Source organism: Rhodopseudomonas sp. (genome assembly GCF_036404135.1).
In the GTDB taxonomy this organism is placed as follows: Bacteria; Pseudomonadota; Alphaproteobacteria; order Rhizobiales; family Xanthobacteraceae; genus Rhodopseudomonas_A.
In genome coordinates, this window is the sequence record NZ_DASWPE010000037.1 from 1 (window position 1) to 25,769 (window position 25,769).

At 64.9% G+C, this 25,769-nt stretch carries 21 protein-coding genes; 3 read left to right on the top strand and 18 right to left on the bottom strand.

Annotation, left to right across the window (positions count from 1 at the left end; genetic code table 11):
• From VGC77_RS04105 to VGC77_RS04125, 5 genes are all read right to left on the bottom strand, one after another.
• Positions 1-795: branched-chain amino acid ABC transporter permease (locus tag VGC77_RS04105; protein ID WP_331170297.1), on the bottom strand; the 795-nt coding region annotated here is incomplete at its 3' end.
• 1 nt (position 796) lies between these two features.
• On the bottom strand, positions 797-1,672 hold the full coding sequence (locus VGC77_RS04110; protein WP_331170298.1) for a branched-chain amino acid ABC transporter permease: 876 nt from the start codon (positions 1,670-1,672) through the stop codon (positions 797-799).
• 66 nt (positions 1,673-1,738) lie between these two features.
• Complete coding sequence (locus tag VGC77_RS04115) at positions 1,739-2,959, bottom strand: ABC transporter substrate-binding protein (RefSeq protein ID WP_331170299.1); 1,221 nt, start codon at positions 2,957-2,959, stop codon at positions 1,739-1,741.
• A 37-nt stretch (positions 2,960-2,996) separates the two neighbouring features.
• Entirely contained in the window at positions 2,997-3,755 is a 759-nt protein-coding gene (locus VGC77_RS04120) for an ABC transporter ATP-binding protein (protein WP_331170300.1), read from the bottom strand.
• Positions 3,748-4,503: an ABC transporter ATP-binding protein gene (locus VGC77_RS04125; protein WP_331170301.1), complete on the bottom strand. Its 756-nt coding sequence runs from the start codon at positions 4,501-4,503 to the stop codon at positions 3,748-3,750. Before VGC77_RS04125 ends, VGC77_RS04120 begins: the two co-directional genes overlap by 8 nt.
• 287 nt (positions 4,504-4,790) lie before the next feature.
• Here VGC77_RS04125 and VGC77_RS04130 point away from each other — a divergent pair, with 287 nt between their 5' ends.
• A complete protein-coding gene (locus VGC77_RS04130; RefSeq protein WP_331170302.1) occupies positions 4,791-6,299 on the top strand; it encodes a pyruvate kinase in 1,509 nt (502 codons plus the stop codon).
• Here VGC77_RS04130 and VGC77_RS04135 read toward each other — a convergent pair.
• The 4 genes from VGC77_RS04135 to VGC77_RS04150 all read right to left on the bottom strand — a co-directional run bounded on the left by VGC77_RS04135 (position 6,265) and on the right by VGC77_RS04150 (position 11,544).
• Positions 6,265-6,612 carry an ArsC family reductase gene (locus VGC77_RS04135; protein ID WP_331170303.1) on the bottom strand — a complete coding sequence of 116 codons (348 nt, stop codon included), beginning with the start codon at positions 6,610-6,612 and terminating at the stop codon, positions 6,265-6,267. The genes VGC77_RS04130 and VGC77_RS04135 overlap by 35 nt on opposite strands.
• A gap of 230 nt (positions 6,613-6,842) precedes the next feature.
• Positions 6,843-7,127 carry a high potential iron sulfur protein gene (locus tag VGC77_RS04140; RefSeq protein ID WP_331170304.1) on the bottom strand — a complete coding sequence of 95 codons (285 nt, stop codon included), beginning with the start codon at positions 7,125-7,127 and terminating at the stop codon, positions 6,843-6,845.
• A 152-nt stretch (positions 7,128-7,279) separates the two neighbouring features.
• Positions 7,280-9,676 carry an MtrB/PioB family decaheme-associated outer membrane protein gene (locus VGC77_RS04145; RefSeq protein WP_331170305.1) on the bottom strand — a complete coding sequence of 799 codons (2,397 nt, stop codon included), beginning with the start codon at positions 9,674-9,676 and terminating at the stop codon, positions 7,280-7,282.
• Positions 9,677-9,804: 128 nt separating this feature from the next.
• The gene (locus tag VGC77_RS04150) at positions 9,805-11,544 is read right to left on the bottom strand and encodes a DmsE family decaheme c-type cytochrome (protein WP_414709607.1); all 1,740 of its coding nucleotides are present in this window, start codon (positions 11,542-11,544) and stop codon (positions 9,805-9,807) included.
• 925 nt (positions 11,545-12,469) lie between these two features.
• On the opposite strand from VGC77_RS04150, the gene VGC77_RS04155 reads away from it, so the two are divergent.
• Both VGC77_RS04155 and VGC77_RS04160 read left to right on the top strand, forming a co-directional pair.
• The gene (locus tag VGC77_RS04155; protein WP_331170307.1) at positions 12,470-13,198 is read left to right on the top strand and encodes a hypothetical protein; all 729 of its coding nucleotides are present in this window, start codon (positions 12,470-12,472) and stop codon (positions 13,196-13,198) included.
• 267 nt (positions 13,199-13,465) lie between these two features.
• On the top strand, positions 13,466-15,268 hold the full coding sequence (locus VGC77_RS04160) for an NAD(P)/FAD-dependent oxidoreductase (protein WP_331170308.1): 1,803 nt from the start codon (positions 13,466-13,468) through the stop codon (positions 15,266-15,268).
• 123 nt (positions 15,269-15,391) lie between these two features.
• Here the strand turns inward: VGC77_RS04160 and VGC77_RS04165 are convergent, their stop codons facing one another.
• The 9 genes from VGC77_RS04165 to VGC77_RS04205 form a co-directional block, all read right to left on the bottom strand.
• Positions 15,392-15,910: an Lrp/AsnC family transcriptional regulator gene (locus tag VGC77_RS04165; RefSeq protein WP_331170309.1), complete on the bottom strand. Its 519-nt coding sequence runs from the start codon at positions 15,908-15,910 to the stop codon at positions 15,392-15,394.
• A gap of 264 nt (positions 15,911-16,174) precedes the next feature.
• Positions 16,175-17,974 carry a gamma-glutamyltransferase family protein gene (locus VGC77_RS04170; RefSeq protein WP_331170310.1) on the bottom strand — a complete coding sequence of 600 codons (1,800 nt, stop codon included), beginning with the start codon at positions 17,972-17,974 and terminating at the stop codon, positions 16,175-16,177.
• Positions 17,975-18,002: 28 nt separating this feature from the next.
• Positions 18,003-18,767: an SDR family oxidoreductase gene (locus tag VGC77_RS04175; protein ID WP_331170311.1), complete on the bottom strand. Its 765-nt coding sequence runs from the start codon at positions 18,765-18,767 to the stop codon at positions 18,003-18,005.
• The gene (locus tag VGC77_RS04180; RefSeq protein WP_331170312.1) at positions 18,764-20,272 is read right to left on the bottom strand and encodes a class I adenylate-forming enzyme family protein; all 1,509 of its coding nucleotides are present in this window, start codon (positions 20,270-20,272) and stop codon (positions 18,764-18,766) included. Before VGC77_RS04180 ends, VGC77_RS04175 begins: the two co-directional genes overlap by 4 nt.
• Before the next feature lie 27 nt (positions 20,273-20,299).
• Positions 20,300-21,286, bottom strand: coding sequence for a dipeptide ABC transporter ATP-binding protein (locus VGC77_RS04185; RefSeq protein ID WP_331170313.1), 987 nt, complete (start codon positions 21,284-21,286; stop codon positions 20,300-20,302).
• Positions 21,264-22,286 (bottom strand): ABC transporter ATP-binding protein, encoded by a 1,023-nt coding sequence (locus VGC77_RS04190; RefSeq protein WP_331170314.1) that lies wholly within the window; start codon positions 22,284-22,286, stop codon positions 21,264-21,266. Before VGC77_RS04190 ends, VGC77_RS04185 begins: the two co-directional genes overlap by 23 nt.
• Positions 22,286-23,131 (bottom strand): ABC transporter permease, encoded by an 846-nt coding sequence (locus VGC77_RS04195; RefSeq protein ID WP_331170315.1) that lies wholly within the window; start codon positions 23,129-23,131, stop codon positions 22,286-22,288. Before VGC77_RS04195 ends, VGC77_RS04190 begins: the two co-directional genes overlap by 1 nt.
• A gap of 3 nt (positions 23,132-23,134) precedes the next feature.
• Positions 23,135-24,103: an ABC transporter permease gene (locus VGC77_RS04200; protein WP_331170316.1), complete on the bottom strand. Its 969-nt coding sequence runs from the start codon at positions 24,101-24,103 to the stop codon at positions 23,135-23,137.
• 13 nt (positions 24,104-24,116) lie between these two features.
• Positions 24,117-25,718 carry an ABC transporter substrate-binding protein gene (locus VGC77_RS04205; RefSeq protein WP_331170317.1) on the bottom strand — a complete coding sequence of 534 codons (1,602 nt, stop codon included), beginning with the start codon at positions 25,716-25,718 and terminating at the stop codon, positions 24,117-24,119.
• Positions 25,719-25,769: the final 51 nt, after the last annotated feature.

The following is a 25,769-nucleotide window of genomic DNA, read 5'->3' on the forward strand; positions in this document are numbered from 1 at the left end:
GAGGCCGCCGACCAGCGTGATCAGCACGATCTCGCCGGACATCGTCCAGTGCACGTCGGTGAGCGAGGCGTTCTGCGCCACGAACACTTTCAGCGAGCCGGCGAAGCCCGCCAGCGTGCCGGACAGGATATAGGCCATCAGCTTGTACTGGTCGGTCTTGTAGCCCAGCGAGATCGCGCGCGGCTCGTTCTCGCGGATCGCCTTCAGCACCTCGCCGAACGGCGAGTTGATGGCACGGTAGATCAGCAGGAAGCCGAGCAGGAAGCCGGCGAGGATCACGTAATACAGCGTGGTCGAGTTGGCGAGGTTGAAAATGCCGAACAGTTTTCCTTGCGGGATGCCCTGGATGCCATCCTCGCCGTGGGTGAACGGCGTCTGCAGATAGACGAAGTACAGAAGCTGCGACAGCGCCAGCGTGATCATCGCAAAATAGATGCCCTGGCGGCGGATCGCGATCAGCCCGGTGAGAACGCTGAGCGCCGCGGCGCCCAAGATGCCGGCGAGAATGCCGAGTTCGGGCGGCAGCCCCCACACCTTCAGCGCATGCGCGGTGACGTAGCCCGCGGTGCCGAGAAACATCGCGTGACCGAACGACAACAGCCCGCCATAGCCGATCAACAGGTTGAAGGCGCAGGCCAGCAACGCAAAGCACAGGCCCTGCATCACGAAGAACGGATAGACGCCGGTCAGCGGCACCGCCGCCAACAGCGCGGTCATGACGGCGAAGGCGATCATTTCGTCGCGGACGGCGCGGCGATCGGCAACGGGAACAGCCTGGTCGGTGATCGCGCTCATGTCAGGTGGTCCGTCCCGTCAGTCCAGAGGGTTTCACCAGAAGCACCAGCACCATCAGCACAAATACCACGGTGTTGGAGGCTTCCGGATAGAAATACTTGGTCAGGCCTTCGATGATGCCGAGCGCGAAGCCGGTGATGATCGACCCCATGATCGAGCCCATACCGCCGATCACCACCACCGCGAACACCACGATGATCAGGTCGGCGCCCATCAGCGGCCGCACCTGGTTGATCGGCGCCGACAGCACGCCGGCGAGCGCGGCCAGCCCGACGCCGAGCCCGTAGGTCAAAGTGATCATCCGCGGCACGTTGATGCCGAAGGCGCGCACCAGGGTCGGATTTTCGGTCGCCGCGCGCAGATTGGCCCCGAGCCGCGTGCGCTCGATCAGGTACCAGGTGGCGAGGCAGACCACCAGCGAGAACACCACCACCCAGCCGCGATACACCGGCAGAAACATGAAGCCGAGATTGATCCCGCCCTTCAGCTCGTCGGGGATCGCGTAAGGCAGCCCCGAGGAGCCGAAATAATTCTGGAACACGCCCTGGATGATCAGTCCGAGGCCGAAGGTCAGCAGCAGCCCGTAGAGGTGGTCGAGCTGCGCGATCCATTGCAGCATGGTGCGCTCGAGGATGATCCCGAACAGTCCGACCGCGAGCGGCGCGATGATCAGCGCCCACCAATAGCCGATGCCGAGCACGTTGAGCAGGAAATACGCCGCGAAGGCGCCCATCATATACAGCGCGCCATGAGCGAAATTGATGATGTTGAGCATGCCGAAGATCACCGCGAGGCCGAGGCTCAACAGCGCGTAGAACGAGCCGTTGATCAGCCCGACCAGCAATTGAGCGAACAAGGCCTGGAGATTGATCGACATGGGATTCCCGATTGCAGATGCGAGGACAATCCGGCCCGGCGGCGCTTAGCCGCCGGGCCGCGACGCTTACTTCTTCAACAGCGGGCACGTGCTCTTGTCGAGCGGCGTGAAGGCTTCCTCGGCCGGAATGGTGGCAACCAGCTTGTAATAGTCCCACGGCCCCTTGGATTCCGCGGGCTTCTTCACCTCGAACAGATAGGCCGGGTGAATCTTGCGACCGTTGGGCTGGATCGAGCCCTTACCGAACAACGGGTCGTTGGTCGGCAGTTCCTTCATCTTGGCGACGATCTTGGCGCCATCATGCGGATTGCCGCCCAACGCTTCCAGCGTCTTGAAGTAGTGGATCAGCGCCGAATAGACGCCGGCCTGCGACATGGTCGGCACCTGCTTGTTGCGCATGCGGTCCTGGAACCGCTTCGAAAACGCCCGGGTCTGGTCGTTGGCGTCCCAATAAAACGTCTCGGTGAAGTTCAGCCCCTGCGCCACCGGCAGGCCGATGGCATGGACGTCGGTGATGAACATCAAGAGCCCGGCCATTTTCTGGCCGCCGCTGATGATGCCGAATTCCGCCGCCTGCTTGATGGCGTTGGAGGTGTCGCCGCCGGCATTGGCCAGACCGATCACCTTGGCCTTGGAAGCCTGCGCCTGCAGCAGGAACGACGAGAAGTCGGAGGTGTTGAGCGGGTGCTTCACGCCGCCGATCACCTTGCCGCCGCCGGCGACGACGGCGGACGTGGTATCACGCTCAAGGGCCGCGCCGAAGGCGTAGTCGGCGGTCAGGAAGAACCAGCTGTCGCCGCCGGCCTTGGTCAAGGCGGCGCCGGTGCCGTGAGCCAGCATATAGGTGTCGTAGGTCCAGTGAATGGTGTTGGGCGTGCATTGCGCGTTGGTCAGATCCGAGCTGCCGGCGCCCGAATTAAGGAACACGCCGTTCTTTTCCTTGATGATGTTGCTGACTGCCAGCGCCACGCCGGAGTTCGGCGTATCAACCACGACATCGACCTTGTCGACGTCGAACCACTGCCGCGCGATATTCGAGCCGATATCCGGCTTGTTCTGATGGTCGCCGGAGATCACCTCGATCTTCCAGCCCTTGTTGAGCAGACCGGAGTCCTCCACCGCGAGCTGCGCGGCCAGCGTCGAACCCGGACCGCCGACATCCGCATAAAGCCCGGACTGGTCGCTGAGCGAGCCGATTTTGATCACCTTGTCGTCGGCATGGGCGATGCCGGCGAACGCAAGCAGGCTGGCGGTACCGAGCAACAGCGCGGAAATCTTGTTTTTCATTATTGTCTCCTCCATTCGATGGTCTTTTGACGCGCCGTCAGACGCCGAGATAGCTGTGCAACTTCTCCATGTTGGCCTGGAGTTCCGAGTTGGCGAAACCGTCGATGATCTTGCCGTGCTCGACGATGTAGTAGCGATCCGCCACGGTGGCAGCGAAACGGAAATTCTGCTCGACCAAGAGAATGGTGAAGCCCTCGTTCTTCAGGCGCTGGATGGTGTGGCCGATCTGCTGGATGATCACCGGGGCAAGCCCCTCGGTCGGCTCGTCGAGCATCAAAAAGCGCGCGCCGGTGCGCAGGATGCGGGCGATCGCCAGCATCTGCTGCTCGCCGCCGGACAGCTTGGTGCCCTGGCTCTTCAGCCGCTCCTTGAGGTTGGGGAACAGCTCGAAGATCTGCTCCAGCGACAATCCGCCGGGCCGCACCTGCGGCGGCAGCATCAGGTTTTCGCGCACATCCAGGCTGGCGAAGATGCCACGCTCCTCGGGACAGATCGCCACCCCCTGCCGCGCGATCTTGTCCGACGAGGCGCGGCTGATGTCCTTGCCCTCGAAGCGGATGCTGCCGCTGCGCTTGCCGATGATGCCCATGATCGACTTCAGCGTGGTGGTCTTGCCGGCGCCGTTGCGCCCGAGCAGCGTCACCACCTCGCCAGCGCGCACTTCGAAGTCGATGCCGTGCAGGATGTGGGATTCGCCGTACCAGGCCTGCAGATTCTGCACCGCCAGCACGACCTCGGCGACGGGCTGCGGCGCGGCAGCTTTAGGCCCGGGCGACGTCCTCGTGGTCTCAACCATGCCCTGCCCCCAGATAGGCTTCCTTGACCCGTTCGTCCTGGGTCAGCTCGGCGTAATTGCCTTCCGCCAGCACGTGGCCGCGGGTCAAGACGGTGATGATGTCGGACAAGTTGGCGACCACGCTGAGGTTATGCTCGACCATCAGGATGGTGTATTTCGCCGAGATCCGCTTGATCAGCGCGGCGATCTTGTCGATGTCCTCGTGGCCCATGCCGGCCATCGGCTCGTCCAGCAGCATCATCTCCGGGTCGAGCGCCAGCGTGGTGGCGATCTCCAGCGCGCGCTTGCGGCCGTAAGGCATTTCGACGGCCGGGGTGTTGGAGAATTCGCTTAAGCCCACGTCGGCGAGCAGCTCGTTGGCGCGATCATTGTAGCGGTCGAGGATCGACTTCGCCCGCCAGAAATCGAACGAATGGCCGTGCTGGCGCTGCAGCGCGACGCGGACGTTTTCCAGCGCGGTGAGATGCGGAAACACCGCGGAGATCTGGAACGAGCGCACCAGGCCGAGCCGCGCCACCGCGGCCGGCGGCATCGCGGTGATGTCGCGCCCCTTGTAGAGAATCTGCCCGGCGGAGGGCCGCAGGAACTTGGTCAAGAGGTTGAAGCACGTGGTCTTGCCGGCCCCGTTGGGGCCGATCAGCGCGTGAATCGAGCCGCGGCGTACCCGCAGATTGACGTCCCGCACGGCGAAGAAGCCGGCGAATTCCTTGGTCAGTCCCTGGGTTTCCAGAATGAAGTCATCGGCCAAACAGATTTCCCCCTCGGTCGTCGCAGCGAAAGCCTCGCGCGCGCGCCGACTTTTTTGTCGCCGGTCCCTCGGCCGCGTGGCCGGCCGGGAACCGATCGTGTCTGATTGGAATATGCAATCGACCGTAGGGTTGCGCAAGATGCAATGCTGGGCAGCGCCACAGGGCGACGCTCGCGGTCGCCGTGGCAAAGCGCGCCGCGCCGGTTGAGCGTCACATGGCTTTCGTCGAAATTGGCTACAGGGCCGGGTTGCGGTCGCGCGGCGGCCTGCCAGCGCCGGAGCCAGAAATGCACGATGTCGCGTCCCTGAAGCGGAAACTCGATAGCCTGATCGCCGACGTCAGCACCGAAGGCGCGGTGCGGATGGCGAATTGGAGCGATCGCATCGAGCGGCCGGACTTCGCTGCCAGCGCCGCCAACCTCGCGCATTATCTGGCGCTGCGCCGTCACGATCTGCGGCCGCTGCAACGCGCGCTGATGGCGCTCGGGATGTCGTCGCTGGGCCGGCTGGAAAGCCGGGTGCTGCCGACGCTGCGGGCGGTGGCCGCCAGCGTCGCGGCGCTGTGCGGCGAGAGCGCTGCGGAACGCCCCTCGGTGCGGCAGTTCTTTGCCGGCGAACAGCACCTGCAGCAGCGCGCCGAAGCCGTGTTCGGCCCGCCCTCCGCGCGGCACACCGCGCTGCTGGTGACCTGCCCGACTGAAGCGGCCGACGATCCGTCGTTCATGCTGCGGCTCGCCGAACGCGGCGTCGACGCCATCCGGATCAACTGCGCGCATGATTCCGCGGCGCAATGGCAGCGCATGATCAACCACGTCCACACCGCCGAACAGGCCACCGGGCGGCGCATCAAGATCCTGATGGACATCGCCGGCCCGAAAATCCGCACCGGCCTGCCCCGCTCGCCGGCCGGCCGCGAGCGGATCGGACTGGGCGACGTGCTGGCGCTGGTGCCGCAGGGCGGGCTCGACCGCGTCGACCTCGACGACGAGTATTTCGCCATCGAATGCACGCTGTCCGAACCGATCCTACGCACCGCGGTCGGCGCCCGGGTGTTCGTCGACGACGGCAAATTATGCGTCCGCATCGAGCGCGTCGCGCCGTGGGGCCTGCTCGGCCGGGTCACCGCCGCCGCCGACAACGGACTGCGGCTGAAGCCGGAAAAGGGTCTGAACTTCCCCGATACGCCGCTGGCGATTCCGGCGCTGACCATCAAGGACCGCAGCGATCTGGATTTCGTCGCGAGCCACGCCGACGGCATCGAGTTCTCCTTCGTGCAGTCGGTGAAGGACGTCGAGATGCTGCAGGCAGCGCTGGCCGAGCGCCGCCCGCACGACTGGCACACGCTGTCGCTGGTGCTGAAGATCGAAACCCCGGAAGCGGTGGCCAACCTGCCGGAGATCGTGGTGCAGGCCGCCGGCCGTCAACCCACCGCGATCATGATCGCGCGCGGCGACCTCGCCGTCGAGATCGGCTTTGCCCGGCTCGCCGAAATGCAGGAAGAGATCCTGTGGATCGGCGAAGCCGCGCACGTGCCGGTGATCTGGGCGACGCAGGTGCTGGAGCATCTGGTCAAGAAGGGCACGCCGTCGCGCGGCGAGATGACCGACGCGGCGATGGCGGCGCGCGCCGAATGCGTGATGCTGAACAAAGGGCCTTATCTGTTCAAGGCGATCGGCGAACTCGATACCCTGCTGGCGCGAATGGACGGCCACCAGCACAAGAAGACGCCGCAGCTGCGCCCGCTGCGCAGCTGGGACCGCGCTAGGCTAGCTCGCGCGCATAAAGCTCCGGCTTGAACCCGACCAGGAGCTTGGCGCCGAGATCGAGCACCGGGCGCTTGATCATCGACGGCTGCGCCAGCATCAAGGCGATCGCCTTGGCCTCGGTGAGGTCGCTCTTGTCGGCCTCGGGCAGCTTGCGGAACGTGGTGCCGGCGCGATTGAGCAACGCCTCCCAGCCGAGCTGCTTGGCCCAGCGCGTAAGCTCGGCGCGCTCGATGCCGGCGGCCTTGTAGTCGTGAAACCGATACGCCACGCCGTTGGCGTCGAGCCAGCCGCGCGCCTTCTTCATGGTGTCGCAGTTCTTGATGCCGTACAGCGTGATGGTCATGGCGCGATCCGGGCGATGGCAGGTCCCGTCGCATAACGCGCCGCTGCCCGTCTCACAACCCCGCAACGCCCGGGCCGCGCAACGATCCTAGGGGGCGATGGAGCCGCGCCGGACGTCGATCGCTGCCTTACCCAAGGGCTCCGCGTTCCGGCGAACGCGCGCCGCGCGCGTCACCCGAGCCGCCCGGTCAGCAGCGCGCCGGTGCGGCCAAAGCCCACCGGCGCACCGGATCATGCTTTCTTGGCGTAGAGCCTGCAGTAGCCGTTCGGGTTGATCGGGCTCTCCACCGTGGTGCAGGAGCTCGGCGGCAGGAACTGGCGACAGGACGAGCAGCTCTTGCCGGCGTTCGGGGATTCCTGGTAGCCGGCGTCGCGCTGCGAGGCCTTCTTGGCGACCTGGGCGCTCGCGCCGGTCGCGGCAATGCCGACGATCGCCGCGGCACCGACGGCATAGGCTCCGCTTCTCAGCAGGCGACGCCGCGACAGCGGATGGGTCTCTTCGGTCTTGTCGTTCATGGTGAACTTCCTCCACATCATTTGACGAGGTTGCAAAATTCGGCGGCACTTCTGCTGTTGCCGCCGTCGACACAAGCGCCGGCGCGGCTTCCGCGCCCGCCGGGCTTGATCAGGTGCCGTGCCGCGGGGATCTCGCGGCACGGCCACGCAGTTCACCATTTGGCGTTGAGCGACAACTGGAAGTACTGCGCGTTGTAGTTCGGATTGGTGGCTCCCATGTCGATCAGCCGCGCCAGCGTCTGGTCGACCAGGTAGAGATACGGCGACATCAGGTCCTGTTGCCAATTGTCGACGCTGTTGCGCTCCCAGATGTAGCGCGCCTTCAGATAGACCTCGCCGGTCCAGCCGAGCTTGGCAACGATCGATGGATCGACGGTGTGCTTGAGCGAGGCATCCAGCCGCTGGTAGTAGTTACGCACGGTCGGGAATGGCGAGTACACCGCTCCACCGGCGTTCGCCAGCAACGCATAATTGCCATATTGAGAGTAGTCCCAGTCCTCGTTGGAGCGCGAGATCGAATAGCCCAGCTTGAAATCGAGCGCACCGGGGATCAGTTCGACATTGGCCGCCACGATGATGGTGTGGACTTTTTCGTGGGTGTTGCTGGCGAATGCCGTGACCGGGGTCGCGTTCGGCAGCCCGGTGACCGAATTGGAGATCGTTTCGCTGCCGACCTGGAACCGATCAAACGTCTCGTACAGATAAGACGCCTGGATCGAGGTCCCCGGCTTGAACACATAGGTGCCGTCGACGCCGGCGTTCCAGGTGTTGCTCTTCTTCAGGCCGAACAGCAGATCGTTGTCGGGATAGTCGTCAAAGCGCAGACCGGCGGTCGGAGTGATCACGAAATCTCTGAAGATGCTGCCGCTGGGACCGGAAATATCGAGAAAGACGTTGGCCTTGGTCTCGTTGCGGTTGGCCATGTCGAATTTGCGCATGTTGATATTGGTGCCGAGATTCGCGGTGCTGTAATAGGTCAGCTGGGCCATCGCCAGACCGTCGTAATTGTCGTAACGCCGCTCCGCATACTGAGCGCTGGTTCGCAGCGTCGCTACGTCGTAGATCTTGAAGTCGGCGGTACCGCGCCCGATGAATTCGTTGGTCACATTGGCGTCGCGGCGGGTGCGGTCCCACTGTTCCCACCCGACGCTGCTGCCCAGGGTGACCCATTTGGCAGGACGCCATTGAAACTCCTCGCTGGCGTTCTGCTTGGTGTAGGACATCGACAGCGAGCGGCGCGGAACGCCGGCCGCGATGCCGGTGGCCGAGGAGTCCTCGACCACATAATTCGGCATCAACAATTCCGGCGTCTGATTGTCGTTGTCGTAAATGCGGTAGCGAAACGTCGAGCGGAAATCCGGGCTCCACTGCGTGGTCGCGTTGGTGTTGTACAGGATGGTATTGACCTCGCCGTTCAGGCTGGAGGCCGGCAGCACGAAGGTGGCGATGCTGGGATTGATCGTGAACGGCATGAAGTCGTCGTTCTGCCGCATCGTGGTGAATTGCAGCGTGCTGTTCCAGCGGGTCTTGAACGGCAGATCGACGCCGCTGGTCACCGCGGTGTTGTAGGCCTGATTGCTCGGCGCCAGGCTGACGCGCGCGGATGCCGGAAACAGCCGCGGATTGCCGGCGTCATAGAACGGGTTCTGCACCGTGAAGGAATTGAAATTATTCTCGAACAATGACGCGCCGCCGCCGAGCTGGACGTTGAAATGTCCGCCCCATGGCGTCGGCCCGAAATACTGACCGCTCACCTTGGCGATCTGCGTGGTGTCGTCGATCGGGCGCGGCGCCTGCAGCTGCTGTAGGCCGGTCCCGGCGAGGCCGCCGATGGCGACGCCGGAAGTCTGGATGCCTTCCCGCTTCTCGTGGGAATAGCTCGCCTTGATGTCCCAGTTCTGATCGGGAGTCCAGCGATAGGCCACCGCCGCCTTGTCGCGCTGGATGCCGACATCGATGGTGTTGACCTTGCCGTTCAGCGCGTTCGACACCGCGGCACGTTGCGCCGCCGTCGTGGTGGTCGCCGGCGCCACCACCGACAAGCCGCTGCCCGGTATGGTAACGTTGGTGGTCAGATTGTTGGAGCCGACCCCGTTCCAGATGCTCAGCGCGCTGGTGTTGTACAGATGCGGGATCTGGTCCCAGACCAAGGTCAAATAGTGCTCGCCGGCCTTGGAGGCGTCGACGATGTAGCGTTGGTTGTTGTTGCCGATGTTGTCGGCGCGCAGTTCGCTGGCGTAGAGGCCGTCCTTGCTCTGCAGCGTCATCCGCAGATACTCGGCAAACAATCCGGGCGGGACGGCGCCGTATTCCTCGAACTTCGAGCGGTTGTTCGGATCGGGATTGGCCGGCGCATTGGGGCTCGACGGCGTTACGTAATGCGCCGAGGATTTCGGCGGGCGTTTGACGAAGACGCGGCCGCCGACGTCGAATTCGCCGGAATAGTCGTAGCCCTCGGCCGCCGCTTCGACATCCGGAGCAGGAGCCGGAGGGTCCGCGGCGTTGGCATTCAACGGCGCGACGGTTGCCACCGCCAGTGCGGCGGACATCGGCAGCAATCTTTGCTTGATCCTCATTCCCCAGCCCCCTCTGATGTCCATTGGCCGCCTCGTGGTGACGGTGGGCGTCGCCGTCGCGGCGACCGCCCGACACCACGGCGGTCGCCCTGCAGCTCTGCCTAGCGGTGCCATCGCGACCCCGACGGCGCGTTCGATCCGTGAATATTGGTGTGACAATTCTGGCAGGCATTGCCGACCGCCCACCGCGCCGACGCTGGAAGCCCGGGCTGATTGTGCGGATTGGAGTGGCACTGCTGGCACAACCGCTGGCGCGCCACGATCAACAGCGATTCGTGGTTGGAGCCGTGCGGTTCGTGGCAGTTCAGGCAGTTCTCACGCACCGGCGGGTGCTCGAACAGGAACGGACCGCGTTTGTCGGCATGACACTGGTAGCAGGTGTCGTTGACGGTCGCCTCGCGCAACAGCTTCTCGCTGGCGCTGCCGTGCGGGTTGTGACAATTGACGCAGGTGATCTTGTTCTCGCGGATCGGCATATGCGAGGTGCGCTGCGCCTGCGCCTTGCGGTCCTTGTGGCACTGGAAGCAGGTGTCCATCACCAGTTCGGTCTTGAGCTGGTTGCGCGGCGAGACCCTGCGCATCACGGTGTGGCAGTTGACGCAGGCGAGACCGCGGCTCTCATGCGCCGAGCTCTGCCAATAGGTCTGGTCGCCCTTCTCATGGCAGCTCAGGCAGACGCCATTGAAATCAGCGACGTCGACGCCGCGGCTGTCGGTGAGGCGGAACGAGCGGATGCCACCTTTCTCGCGGCCACCGCCGCCGTTGACATGCGCGGAGCCCGGCCCGTGGCAGGTCTCGCATTCCATCTTGCCCTGCGGCGTGACCTTGCCGGACTTGATGTTGCGGCCCATCACGGTCTGCTGGAATTCGTCGAACAGCCCGGCGTGGCAGGTCTCGCACGGCTTCGACCCGACGAAGTAACGGCCGTCCGGATCGCCCGGCGCCGGTGCCACCATCGGCGCCCGCGCGCTGCCGCCGGCGGCCACCGCGGTCTGCTTCTGCACCGCGATCAGGATCGGCTTCCAGCTGTCGTTCTTGCCGGCCAGGATCTGGATGAAATCGAGCTGCGGCGTCGATTGCGGCGTGTCGTCGAGCAGCGCGTCCTCGAGATTTTCCAGCGCCACCCAGGTCTTCACCAGCTCCTCGCGCGGCTGAGGCATCAGCGCGACATAGTCCGGCTCGCGCGGCGCCCGCTGCGCCCGCAGGCGGCGCTGCTCGTGGCCGCGCAGGATGCGTTGCTCCGCCGCGGTGGCAAGCCTCATCGCGGCCTGCAGCCGGGCATATTCGGCAACGGTCTTGAGCATCGGATCCTCTGGCAACGCCAGCGTCGGCGGGCCGCGGTCGGCGCCTTCGTCGAGCAGTGTGGTGAAGCGCCGCGCCGCGCCATGGCCGCCGGCGCCGTGCGGCGAGGCGCCGTGCGGCGCGGCCAAGCCTGCGCCATGGCCGAGCCCGGCATGGGCGGCGACCGCGGCATAGTCGGGCTGTGCGGGTGAAAAATTCGGCTTGGCGCCAGGCCCGGAGAGCTTCTCCGCGGCGTAGTCCGCCAGCGCCGCGACGTCGGGATCGATGTTGGCCGCCAGCGTCGGGCCGGAATCGAGCCACGCCGGGCCGTCCACGCGGACGGCCTCATCGGCCTTGGCGGGGACCGGCAGCGCTGAGACCAGCGTTACAATCACCAGCGCCGCGAACGCCAGCGGCGCCATCGCCAGGGCTGTCAGGAACGCCGGGATCCGACCCCGGGCTGCGAGGATCGGCACGGTCAGGGAAGCCCCGCCCTGCCCGCCGATCGCCAGCCCGCCGATCGCCGGATCGCCGATCGGCGGGCGACCGGCGTGGTTCACCGGCGTACGATCCACCGTTGCCGCGCCACAATAAAGTGGCGCAGCTCGCAAAGAGCCCCCCATCGTAACCCCCACAGATACGCGCTCGGCGCGTACAATGTTTGATTGTCGTGATTAGTTGGATCGGCCGACCAGTCCGATCATCGCAACACAGAGAACGTTAACAGGAACAACGGTAACAGTAACAACGCTAACAGAGAGATCGCGAGACGGTAACAAACCGACAACTAACAAGCATAACGCTAATCAACATAGTTTAGACCCATTCAAGTACCTCACGCTTTCACAGCGGCAGGCCGCGCGCCTTTGATTCAAATCAAACCGCGACGAAATGTCCCGCAGTGTTTTGACACAAACTAATAGGTTTGAGAAAAACAGCGCAATCATACCGCCGGAGTCATGTCCGGCGCCCGACGCTGATCGCGACTCATCCGAAACTAACTACCTTTCGCAGTCCACTACGCCAGAATCGCCGACTGTTAGTTGATATTTTTTGCAGTGCGGCAGGCAGGCGCGGCGGCGCAGCATGCTGGATCTCCGCCTCGCGGGCCGATTCCGGCGCGACGCCTGTTGGCGCGAGTGGACGCCGACCAGCACGGGCCGCACCGCAAGTCACAACTGATGATTGACACGAGCGGCGATCGATGTTCTTCTTATGTTCCAGTAGATCGGGCGTTGGGGGGCGTTCATGGGGCAACCGAGATGGAGCTGGCAAACCGTCGCGCTAGCTGCCTTGTTTGCCTGCGTCGCGAGCGCGGCGTGGGCGCAGTCGCCCGCAAGCCGCATCGACGAGGCGTTGCAGAACATCACGGCGCTGGTGCGCGCCGAGCGCGTCGGCTACGCGACGTTCTGGGACGGCAACAAATACATCCAGTGCCGCCGTCTCGCCTCACGCGAACTGCGCTGCGAAGCCGCAGGCTACGTGATGCAGCCCTCGCTGGCGCGCGTGCTGACGCCGGACCGCGTGAGCCGCCTCGCGGAACAGGGTTGGGTGCTCGATCCGGCCTTCGGCAACTACGTGCAAAGCTTTCCCGCTGATCGGCCGACCGCCGAGATCGCCGATCATCTGCTGCGCAGCCTCAGCGTGAGCTACGACGTCAACCTCAAGGATCTCGAGGTGATGACAGCCTGGGTGATCGACACGCCCTGCCCGCCGCGCAACGGCCCGTCGCAAAACCTCGCCGGAATGATCAATGACGCGCGCGCGATGCGGAGCACGGCGCTGCTCGGTTGCAGCTACAAGGCGCCGGAAACTGCAAGGAAGGCGGAAACCGCCGCGGCGCTGATCGCGCTGTATGGCCCGACGGTGACGGCTGAAATCCAGCGGCTGCGCATCAATGCGACGCAGCGCGTACATGTCGTGTTTGAGAGCGGGATAGGCTACATCCAATGCATGCCGGAAATTCCGCCGGTGGCGCTGTATTGCGAGGCGCAATCCGCCGAAAGCTGGCCCGCACTCAGCGCCGTGTTGACGCCCGATCGGGTAGCACGGCTCGCTGCCGCCGGCTACGCCGAGCCAGGTCGCGCACCGAACTACAGCAAGAGCTACCCGCTGACACTGGCCGATGCCGTAATCGCCGGCGAAATCCTGTCCCTGCTGCACGACGTTTACGCTTATAACGGCGCGACCAAGCTGAAAATCTTGACGGAATAATTCGGCCGCGGGAATAGGTCGGCCCAGCGCGGCCCGGCCGCGCGGGCGGGCTTGGCGTTGGTACGCCGCTTGGTCTCGTCACAAGCCGGCCGTTCGCAGTGCACAACCCGCAACACCTATTGTGCAGTGCGCCGTTGCTATCACAACTTCAAAAGCCCCCCGCTTCGCACTCGCCACCGCGAAAACAGCGATGTTAGGATCGCCTGATAAGAACGTGCCGGCGCATCGGCGCGTCGTAAAAATCATCACAGGCGGGAGGACATCACGATGCTTGACAAGGCCCCCAACGGCAAAGTCTCCGAACTGCTCGCGACACTGGACCAGGCGTTGGCCGCCGGCGAGGTCGAGGCCGCGCTCGAGCTGTTTCAGACCGATTGCTATTGGCGCGACCTCGTCGCCTTCACCTGGAATATCAAGACCATGGAGGGCAAGGACGCGGTCCGCGCGATGCTCGAGGCGCGGCTCGCCGACACCAAACCCTCGCATTGGAGAATCGCCGAGGGCGAAGCTTCCTCCGAGGCCGACGGCATCATCGAAAGCTGGATCCAGTTCGAAACCGCGGTCGCCCGCGGCTTCGGTCATCTGCGGTTGAAGCAGGGGCGGATCTGGACGCTGCTGACCACCATGGTCGAACTCAAGGGATTCGAGGAGCCGCAGGGCTTCGACCGGCCGATGGGCGCCAAGCACGGCGCCGACCGCAATCGCAAGACCTGGAAGGAGGAGCGCGAGCAGGAGGCCGCCGAGCTCGGCATCAGCCGGCAGCCCTATTGCGTGATCGTCGGCGGCGGCCAGGGCGGCATTGCGCTGGCGGCGCGGCTGCGCCAGCTCAAGGTGCCGACCCTCGTCATCGAAAAGAACCAGCGCCCCGGCGATAGCTGGCGCAAGCGCTACAAGTCGCTCTGCCTGCACGATCCGGTGTGGTACGATCACCTGCCCTATCTGCCGTTCCCGGCGAACTGGCCGGTGTTCTCGCCGAAGGACAAGATCGGCGACTGGCTGGAGATGTACACCAAGGTGATGGAGCTGAACTACTGGAGTTCGACCACCTGCAAAAAGGCCAAATACGACGAAGCGGCCGGCGAATGGACCGTGGTGGTCGAGCGCGACGGCCAGGAGATCGTGCTGAAGCCCAAGCAACTGGTGCTGGCGACCGGGATGTCGGCCAAGCCCAATATGCCGAAATTCGAAGGCATGGAGCTGTTCAAAGGCGACCAGCATCACTCCTCTCAGCATCCCGGGCCCGACGCCTACAAGGGCAAGACGGCGGTGGTGATCGGCTCCAACAATTCCGCACACGACATCTGCGCGGCGCTGTGGGAAGCCGGCGCCGACGTCACCATGGTGCAGCGCTCCTCCACCCACATCGTGAAGTCGGATTCGCTGATGGAGATCGGGCTCGGCCCGTTGTATTCCGAACAGGCGGTGCGCAACGGCATGACCACCGAAAAGGCCGACCTGATCTTCGCCTCATTGCCCTACAAGATCCTGCACGAATTCCAGATACCGATTTACAACGCGATCCGCGAGCGCGACGCCGATTTCTACAAGCGTCTCGAGGCGGCCGGCTTCATGCTCGACTTCGGCGACGACGGCTCCGGCCTGTTCATGAAGTATCTGCGCCGCGGCTCCGGCTACTACATCGACGTCGGCGCCTCCGAACTGGTCGCCAATGGCAGCATCAAGCTGAAGAGCGGCGTCGATGTGAAACGCCTCACCGAACATTCGGTGATCCTGACCGACGGCACCGAGCTTCCGGCCGATCTCGTGGTCTACGCCACCGGCTACGGCTCGATGAACGGCTGGGCCGCCGAGCTGATTTCCAAGGAGGTCGCCGACAAGGTCGGCAAATGCTGGGGGCTCGGCTCCAACACCCGGAAGGACCCCGGCCCCTGGGAAGGCGAGCAGCGCAACATGTGGAAGCCGACGCAGCAACCGGGACTATGGTTTCACGGCGGCAACCTGCACCAGTCGCGGCACTACTCGCAGTTTTTGTCGCTGCAATTGAAATCCCGGATGGAGGGCCTTGCGACGCCGGTCTACGGGCTGCAAGAGGTGCATCATCTGGGCTGAACGCGCTGCGTGCAGGCCGCGTCGGGCGCGCGGCTCACCCGGTCGTGCCGATCGGTTGCGACGCCTCATCAAATGCAGGGCGCGCGGGCGCAACGCCCGCGCATCGTCAGGCCGCGCGCTTCGTCACTGCGCAAAAGCCAGACGCCGTTCGGTCGCAGCGTCGCTGTGGCCGCGTTTGGCCGAGGCATTCATCAGCGGCAATTCGGTGGTCGACTTGATCTGCTCCATGGTGAACATCGAGGAGACGTCCTGCAGATCGATCTTGGCGATCAACCGCTGATACAGATCGTCATAGGCCTTGATGTCCGAGACCACGGCGCGGATCAGATAATCGACGTCGCCGCTCAACCGATAGAAGTCGACCACCTCGGGGAAGCTGACGACGATCTTGCGGAACCGCTGCACCCATTCGGCGCTGTGCTGATTGGTGCGCACCGCGATGAACACGCTGACGCCGAGGTTGAGTTTCTCGGCGTCGAGCAGAGCGACGCGGCGCTTGATGTAGCCGGAATTCTCCAGCTTCTGAATCCGACGCCAACACGGCGTCGAACTCAGTCCGACCCGCTCGGCGACCTCCTGCATCGACAGACTACTGTCTACCTGCAAGGTTGCGAGAATCTTGCGGTCGAGCTCATCGAGCATATTGGCCTCCAATTCAGCGCGGCGGGAGCATAATCATGTCACCTAACGCCGCAATTGTGCAAGGATATTGCGAGGCAAACGCATTCGCGAGCATAAACATTCGTCAGGCTGCGCATTGTCGAAGCACGCCGGCGCTTGATTTGATGTCATGATGACGACGGCCGCGTCAACACCGCGCTCAGGCGACGCCAAACGATCGCCTGCCGAACGTGACGCTGCGTGGATTTAGATGGCCCTGCGCCGGCCGTGTGCGGCGACAGCGCGCTATCGTCCGCTGGCGTAGGCCTGCATGCCGCGCGGATTGGCGGCGGCGCGGCGATAGCCGCCGTCGAGCGACGCCGCGACCAGGCGGCCTTCCGACCAGTCCTCGCCCATCTCGACGACATGACCGCGGCGGCGCAGCTCCTCGATCGTTGCCTTCGGCAGACGATTTTCCACCACCAGCACGCCCGGCCGCGATTGCCGCGGCCAGAACGACGCCGGGAAATGCTCGCTGTGCCAGGCCGGCGCGTCGATCGCCTCCTGCAGATTCATCCCGGCGTGGACGTGGCGCAGGAAAAACTGCGGAATCCACTGATCCTGCTGATCGCCGCCGGGCGAGCCCCAAGCCAGATACGGCTTGCCGTCGCGTAGCGCCATGGTCGGCGATAGCGTCGAGCGCGGGCGCTTGCCGGGCGCGAGCGCCGCCGGATGGGCTTCGTCGAGCCAGAACATCTGCGCGCGGGTGCCGAGCGCGAAGCCGAGCTCGGGAATGATCGGCGAACTCTGCAGCCAGCCGCCCGACGGCGTCGCGGCGATCATGTTGCCGTCCTTGTCGATGATGTCGAAATGCACGGTGTCGCCGCGCACATTGCCCATCCGCCCGACCGTCGGCTCGCCGGCGCCGGAGGCGCCGACCGCGACCCGCGCGCCGCTCGACACCCGCGCGTCGACCTTGCCGGAGAAGCCGTCGATGCTGCCGGGCCGCAATTCCATCGACGCCATCTCGCCGATCTGCGCCCGCCGCACCGCGTTATAGGCATCGGACAGCAGAATCTCGATCGGCACGTCGGCGAATTTCGGATCGCCGTAAAACGCCTCGCGGTCGGCGAAGGCCAATTTCGAGGCCTCGACCACCAGATGGATGAACTCCGGATCGACCGGGCTCAGCCTGTCGAGATCGAAGCCTTTCAGGATCGCCAGTTGCTGCAAGGCCACCAGGCCCTGCGTCCATGGCCCCGCCTTCAGCACGCGGTAGCGGCCGTAATCATAGCCGACCGGCTGCTCGACGCTGGCCTGCCAATTCGCCATGTCCTGGCCGGTCAACACGCCGGCATGCGGCCGGCCGGTGACGTCCATCACCGGCGCGCGGCAGAATTTGTCGATCGCCTCGGCGACGAACCCCTCCGACCAAGTTTTTCGCGCGACTTCGATTTGCGTCAAGCGATTGCCGCCGGTGGCGAGCGCCTCCTGGAGGACCCGCTGATAGGTGTCGGCGAGCGTGGGATTCTTGAACTGCGTGCCCGGCGCCGGCACCTCACCGTTCGGCAGAAACACCGCGGCCGAGGTCGGCCAATGCTCGAGGAACAGTTGCTTGACGGTGGCGATGGTGGCGCTGGCGCGCTCCACCAGCGGATGGCCGCGGCGCGCATAGGCGATCGCCGGCGCCAGCACCTCGACCAGATCCATGGTGCCGTAATCGCGCAGCAGCAGCATCCAGCTATCGAAGGTGCCGGGAATGCAGGCGGCCAGCAGTCCGGTGCCGGGCACCAGGTCGAGCCCAAGCTCGCGGCAATGCGCGATGCTGAGGCCGGCGGGCGCGGTGCCCTGCCCGCAGATCACCTCGGTGCGGTCGCGCTTGGCGTCGTGCAGGATCACCGGCACGTCGCCGCCGGGGCCGTTTAGATGCGGCTCCACCACCTGCAACACGAAGGCCACCGCGCAGCCGGCGTCGAACGCGTTGCCGCCTTTTTCCAGGATCGACATGCCGACCGCGGTGGCGATCCAATGCGTCGAGGTCACGACGCCGAAGGTGCCGACGATTTCCGGGCGGGTGGTGAAGGCCGAGGGGTCAACGAAGCTCATCAAAATTCCTTTGGCGGCGAAGGCCGCGTTACAGGCGCTGGCCGCCGCTGGCATCGATCTCTTGGCCGGTGACCCAGCCGCCGTCATCGCAGGCGAGAAACGCCACCACCTTGGCAATATCCTCGGGCTGGCCGACGCGGCCAAGCGCGATGGTTTCGGCGACCGCGCGGCTCGCCACCGGATCGCGGGCGGTCACGTTCATGTCGGTGGCGGTGGCGCCCGGCAGCACGGAATTCACCGTGATCTGCCGCGGACCGAGATGCTGCGCCAGCAACCGGCTGAGCGCCTCGAGGCCGGCCTTCGCCGGCGCATAGGCCGCCATCAAGGGATAGGCCGCGCGCGTTCCCATCGAGGAAATGTTGACGATGCGCCCGCCATTGCGCAGCTGCGGCAAGAGTGCCTTGATCAGAAAGAACGGCGATTTCAGATTGGTCTGCAGCAACCGATCGAAATCCTCCTCGGTGACGTCCTCGATGGTGGCGCGTTTGCTGAGCCCGGCATTGTTGACCAGAATATCGAATTGCGCGCTGCGAAACCGCTCCATCAGTTGCTCCGACAATCGCTCGGCGAGCGTTGCAGCGCCGCTCCGCGCCGACAGATCGGCCTGCAGCACAAAGCCCGCACCGCCCGCCGCGACGATCTCCGCGACGGTCTGCTGCGCCGCGTCCTCGGCGGCATGGTAATGCACCGCAACGGTGGCGCCGTCGGCGGCCAACCGCTTGGCGATCGCCCGGCCGATGCCGCGGCTGGCGCCGGTCACCAGCGCGATCTTTCCGGACAACGGCTTCGTCACGCCGACCACCCGCGATTGGCCTCAAGCGTGCGGGCGCGCTCGATCAAGCTCTTGCGGTCGATCTTGTTGGTGCCGGCCCACGGCAATTCGTGTACGAATTCGATCCGCCGCGGATGCTGATAGGCCGGGCCGTTGGCGATGGCGAATTGCCGGATCTCGTCGAAGCTCGGCGGCGCCTTGGCGCGGCTGACGATGAAGGCGACCGGCACCTGGCTGCGCTCCTCGTCGGGCAGCGGCACCACCACCGCCTGCTGCACCTGCGGGTGGCGCTCCAAGAGCTTCTCGACCTCGCCGGGATAGATGTTCTCGCCGGAGCACACGAACATGTCGTCGGCGCGGCCGACGAAATAGTAGAAGCCGTTGGCGTCGCGGCGCATCACGTCGCCGCTGTAATACCAGCCGTCGGCGATCGCCTTCGCGGTTTGCTGCGGCAGGTTATGATAGCGCGGCATCAGCGCCGGATTGCGCATCAGCAACACGCCCTCGCTCTCGCTGCCATTCGCCAGCCGAACGTCGTCGGGATTGATCGGATAGCCCAGCGCCATCGGCGGCGTCGGAATGCCCTGCGGATGCGGACCGAACACCGCCGGCCCGGCCTCGGTGGTGCCGTAACCCAGCGTGATGACGACGTTCGGGATCGCCTGTTTGATTTTGTCCCACAGCGCCATGGTCATCGGCGCCGAGCCCAGCATCAGCCGCCGAATCGAGGTGATGTCGTGGGTCGCCAGCAGCTCGTGCTCCTTGACGACTCGAGCCCACATCGTCGGCACCGCGGTGGCCGCCGTCACCTTGTAGGTCGCCAGCGCGTCGATATAGCTGCGCACCTCGAACGACGGCAGCAGCACCACCGCGGCGTTGGTGGCGAAAATCGTCTTGATCGCGAACAGCCCGTTCATGTGAAACAGCGGCTGGGCGATGATGTAGCGCTCATTCTCGTTGAGCGCGCCGCTGGTGCGGGTGGAGATCGCCCACAATTGCCCGTGATGCGTCAGCGGCACGCCCTTCGGCCGCCCGGTCGAGCCCGAGGTGTACAGCATCTGGCCGATCTCGTCGGGCGCGGCCTTCACGCTGTCGAACTCGCCGGGCTTGATGGTCGCGGCAAAGCCGCCGGGGCCAGCGTCGTCGAAATCGATAACCGTGATGCCGTCGCGGACCAGCGGCCGGTGCGCCGCGTCGACGAAGGCAAGCGCAATCTTGGCGTCATCCATCACATAGTCGATGGTGTCGCGCGGCAGCTTGATATTGACCGGCACCGCGACGCAGCCGGCGCGCATGATGCCGAAATAGCTGATGATATATTCGGCGCGGTTGAACGCCGCGATGGCGATGTGGCTGCCGCGGGCGAAACCCTGCGCGGTGAGATAGTTCGCCACGCCGTTGGCCAGCCGATCGACCTCGCGATGGCTGTAGCGGCGCGGATGCTCGCGATCGACGAGGTCGATGATCGCCTCGCGATCGAGGTCGCGACTGCGGTCGACCAAGTCTCCGAGATTATGCCAACGCATCGCCATCCTCCAAACAACTCCGACGTGTCACTGGGCCGCGTCCGCAAACGGCATCGCCGCGGGATGCTCCAGCAGATCGTAATGGCAGGCCACCCGGCGCCCGTCGCCGAGCGGGCGCAGCATCGGGCGCTCCTGCCGGCAGCGCTCCTGCGCGAACGGACAGCGGGTATTGAAGCTGCAACCCGGCGGCGGGTTGAGCGGGCTCGGCAACTCGCCCTGCAGGATGCTTTTGCCGCGCCTGCGCGCCAGCCGCGGATCGGCCACCGGCGCCGCCGCCAGCAGCGCCTGGGTGTAAGGATGCGCGGGCTGCCGCCAGACGTCTTCGCTGCGGCCGCTCTCGACGACGCGGCCGAGATACATCACGATCAGGCGGTCGGAGATGTGCTCGACCACCGACAGATCGTGCGAGATGAACAGATAGGCCACCCCGGTCGACTGCTGCAGATCTTCCAAGAGGTTGATCACCTGGGCACGCACCGAAACGTCGAGCGCCGAGACCGGCTCGTCGCAGATGATCACTTTCGGACTGAGCGCCAAGGCCCGGGCGATGCCGAGCCGCTGCCGCTGGCCGCCGGAAAATTCGTGCGGATAGCGCCGCACCGCCTCTTTGGGCAGCCCGACCTTTTCCAACAGCTCACTGACCCGATCGCGAATGTCGCGGCGCGACCAGCCGGCGACGCTGAGCGGCTGGCCGACGATGGTGCCGACATTGTGCCGCGGATTGAGCGAGCCGTAGGGATCCTGGAAGATCATCTGCATGGTCTTGCGGGCGTCTTTCAGCGCGCGGCTGTGCACATGCGTGATGTCGTGGCCGTCGAGCACCACCAGGCCGTCACAGCATGGCACCAACCGCATCACCGCCTTGCCCAGCGTCGACTTGCCGCAGCCGGATTCGCCGACCAGGCCGACGGTCTCACCGGCATCGAGCTCGAAGCTGACGTCGTCGACCGCGCGCACGGTGCCCTGCGCGGTCTTGTATTGCACGCAAAGGCTAAGAACCGATAGCAGCGACATCGCGCGACAACTCCTCTTCGGCGGCGAAACAGGCGGCGGTGCGGTGTGGCAGCAAGGGCTTCAGCACCGGACGCTCGGCGCGACAGCGGTCGAAGGCGTCGGGGCAGCGATTCTGGAACGCGCAGCCGCTCGGCAGGTTCTCCAGCGCCGGCACGTTGCCGGCGATTTCCACCAGCCGGTTGCCGTGGCGCAACGCCGATGGCGTGGCGCCGAGCAGGCCGCGGGTGTAGCGATGCAGCGGCCGCTCGAACAAGCCTTCGACCGGCGCCTCCTCGACCTTGCGGCCGGCATACATCACCACCACGCGGTCGGCGGTCTCGGCCACCACGCCGAGATCGTGGGTGATGATGATCAGCCCCATCCCGGTGTCGCTCTGCACCTCTTTCATCAGATCGAGGATCTGCGCCTGGATGGTGACGTCGAGCGCGGTGGTGGGCTCGTCGGCGATCAAGAGCTTCGGCCCGCAGGCGATCGCCATCGCGATCATCACCCGCTGGCTCATGCCGCCCGACATCTGGTGCGGATAGTCGTTGAGGCGCCGCTCGGCGTCCGGAATCCGCACCCGCCGCAGCATCTCGACCGCGCGGTTCGACGCTTCCTTGCGCGAGACGTCGGCGTGGCAGCGGATTGCCTCGATCAACTGATCGCCGATGGTGATCACCGGGTTCAGCGAGGTCATCGGATCTTGAAAGATCATCGAAATGTCCTGGCCGCGCACCCGCTGCATCTCGCGATCGGACAGGCCTGCGAGATCGCGGCCCATGAAACGGATCGCGCCGCCGACGATTCTGGCCGGCGGCTCCGGCAGCAGCCGCATCACCGACAATGCGGCGAGCGATTTGCCGCAACCGGATTCACCGACGATCGCCAGCGTCTCGCCGGCCGAGACCGTCAGCGACAGCCCGTCGATCGCCGGCAGCACGCCGCGGCGGGTGAACAGAGAGACCTCGAGCCGGTCGATTTCCAACAGCGGCGAAGCGGGCGCCAGCGTGACGGCCATCAGCGGTCCCTCAGCTTCGGGTTGAGCGCGTCGTTCAGCCCGTCGCCGACCAGATTGAGCGCCAGCACGGTGAGCATGATCGCCAGTCCCGGCACCGCGCAGATGTACCAGGAACTGCGGATCAGGGTGCGGCCGTCGCCGATCAGCCGGCCCCAGCTCGAGACGTTGGGATCGCCGAGCCCGAGGAATGACACCGCGGATTCGAACAGCACCGCGCCGGCGATCACCAGCGAGGACAGCACGATCACCGGCGGCAGCGCGTTGGGCAGGATCTCGCCGACCATGATGCGGAGATTGCCCATCCCCATCGCCCGGCAGGCCTGCACGAATTCGCGGTCGCGCAGCGACATGAATTCGGCACGCGTCAGCCGCGCAATCGGCGTCCAGGTGACGATACCGACCGCGATGGTGACGTATTCGATCTTCTGGCCGAGGATCGAGACGATGGTCAGCACGAAGATCAGGTTGGGGATGGTCTGGAACAGTTCGGTGAAGCGCATCAACAATTCGTCGACCCAGCCGCCGAAATATGCCGCGGTGGCGCCGACGCTGATGCCGATGATGGTCGCGGTGAGGCTGGCGCACAGCCCGATCAGCAAGGTGGTGCGCGCGCCGTAGGCGATCATCGCGGCGATGTCGCGGCCGAGCGAGTCGGTGCCGAGCGGATAGCGCGACGACACGAACGGCCAGATCTCCGGTTTGCCGACGATCCGCAACGGATTGCGCGGAAACAGCCACGGCGCCGCCAGCGCGACGCCGATCACCAGGATCACCAGCACGAAGCCGACCAGCGCGGCGCGGTTGCGGGCGAAGCGGCGGGCAAAATCGATCATCTGGCTCAGCATGCGCTACCTCGCCCGAATGCGCGGATCGAGCCGCAGATAAATCAAATCGACCGCGGCGTTTGACACCGCCACCAGCAGCGAGCCGAGAACCAATACGCCAAGCACCATCGGAAAGTTGCGGCTCATCACGCTGTCGAACAACAGGCTGCCGATGCCGGGCCAACTGAACACCGCCTCGATCACCACGCTGCCGCCGAGAATGGTGCCGAGCTGCAGCCCGAGCAACGTCACGATCGGCAACAGCGCGTTGCGCATCACATGCGCGATCACCACGCGGCCGCGCGACAGCCCCTTGGCGCGCGCGGTGCGAATGAAATCCAGCCGGAACACCTCCAGCATCGAGGCCCGCATCACCCGGGCATAGGTCGCGGCATAGAACAGCCCGAGCGCGGTCGCCGGCAGCACCAGATGGTGCATCACATCCAGCGCGTCGCCGAACGTACCCTGCTCGGTGCCGATGGTGCGCATGCCGCCGACCGGAAACCAGCCGAGCTTCACGGCGAACAGCACGGTCATCATGATGCCGAGCCAGAAGCTCGGCGCCGCGAAGAAGAACACCGCGCCGAGCGAGATCAGATTGTCCCAGATGGTATTGACCTTGACCGACGCCAACACGCCGGCAGTTATGCCGACCAGCAAGGCGATCGCGGTCGCCGACAGCATCAGAATCACCGTCGAGGGCAACTGCTCCACGATCACGTCGAGCACCGGCGCGTTCTGCCGGTAGGAATAGCCGAGGTCGAGCCGCATCACCGACCAGATATATTTGACGAGCTGCACTGAAGTCGGCTGATCGACCCCGTAGGTATGGCGCAGCTGATCGAGCATCGCCGGATCGGTGACCTGCTGCTCCGAGGTCATGACGTCGAACAGGCTGCCCGGCGCCAAATGGATCAGCACGAAGTTGAGCACGATCACCCCGAAGATCAGTGGGATGATCTGTATGAGGCGGCGAATGATGATGCGACGCACGTTGCCTCCGCTGTCAGCGATCGAGCCAGAGTTCAGCCCAGCTTTCACCCATAAAGTCCGCGGTCAGCGAATGATCGCGCACGTCGGAGCGCGCGATCGTCACCGGCTCGAGATCAACCATCGGCAGGATCGGCGCCTCGCTGGTGGCGAGGCGGTTGAAGTCCCTGGCGAGCGCGATGCGCTTCGGCTCGTCGGTCTCCACCGTCATGTTGCTGACGATCTTGTCGAGTTCCGGATTGGAATAGCCGGTGGCGTTACGGAACGCGGCGCCCTTCACGATGCCGTCGGTGGTGTAATATTGCGTGGTGGTGGGGACCAACTCGATGCCCCCGGAATTGTTCGAGATCGCCACGTCGTAGTCGTAATCGGTGTAGATCCGCTTCAGCGAGGTGGCGCGGTCCGGCACCGCGAGGTCGACGGTGATGTCGAGGTCCTCGAACGCCTGCTTGAGATATTGCCCCATCTTGACGTTTTCTTCGAACCAGCCGGCCGACACCAGGCTGAGCTTGAAGCGCGAGCCGCCCTTCACCGGATAGCCCGCGGCGTCCAGCATCGCCGCCGCCTTCTTGACGTCGAACGGATAGGCCTGAACGTCCTTGGTGAAGAAGATCGCGTTGGAGTTGTGCACCACACCGATCGAGGGTTGGGCCCGACCGAAGAAGATCGTCTCGGAGATGAATTGCCGATCGATCGCCATCATCAGCGCCTGGCGCACCTCGCGTTTCTTGAAGATCTCGCGGCGCTGGTTGAACTCGACGGTGGCGATCCAGGCGGAGTTGGAATAGCCCTTGGTCTCGGCGACGAATTTGCCGCCGGCGGTGAGCCGGGTGATTTCCGGATAGGGAATCGGATTGAAGGTGCCGATGTCGAGCTGGCCGGCCTCGAACGCCGCGGACCGCGACGCCGGATCGCGCCACCAGCGGATCACCAGCTTGTCGAGATAGGGCAGTCCCGGATTCCAATAGGCCTCGTTGCGGGAATATTCGACGTGGCTGCCGCGCACCCATTCCTTGACCTTGAACGGCCCGGTGCCGATCGGCGTATTGTTGATCGGATTGGTGATAATGTTGCTGCCGGCATAGATGTGCTTGGGGATCACCAGGCCGGATTTGCCGGACAGCACCGATTTGAGGAAGAATTCCGGCACCGGCGCCTTGAACTTCAACAGCACGGTGAGCGGATCGATCGCTTCCGCGGTGTCCAGCGCGTCCAGCGACACGCCGGCCGAGATCGGTTTCCAATATTCCATCGCGTTGTAGACGATGTCATCGGCGGTGAACGGCTTGCCGTCGTGCCAGATCACCTTGTCGCGTAGCTTGATGGTGTAGCTGCGGAAGTCGGCGGCGGGTGTGATCGACAGCGCCAGCACCGGCTCGAATTTCAAGTCGACGGTGAGCCGGAACAGCCGCTCCACCACCTTGGTCGAGGTGAAATACGGGCTCGATCCGCCGCCCGCGGGAACGAACAGCGACTGCGGCTCGAAGCCGCCCCAGGTGCCGATCAGCGTTCCGCCGCGCTTCGGCGTCGCCGCCGCAGCCCCGGAGACCCCGAGCCGGCTCGCCAGCACCACGCCCGCACTCGTCAGCAGAAAGTCACGTCGCGAAAACCTGCTCATCTGTGTTCCTTCGTTGCCCGTGCGTCGAACCGTCGTCGTCCGTTGCTTGCG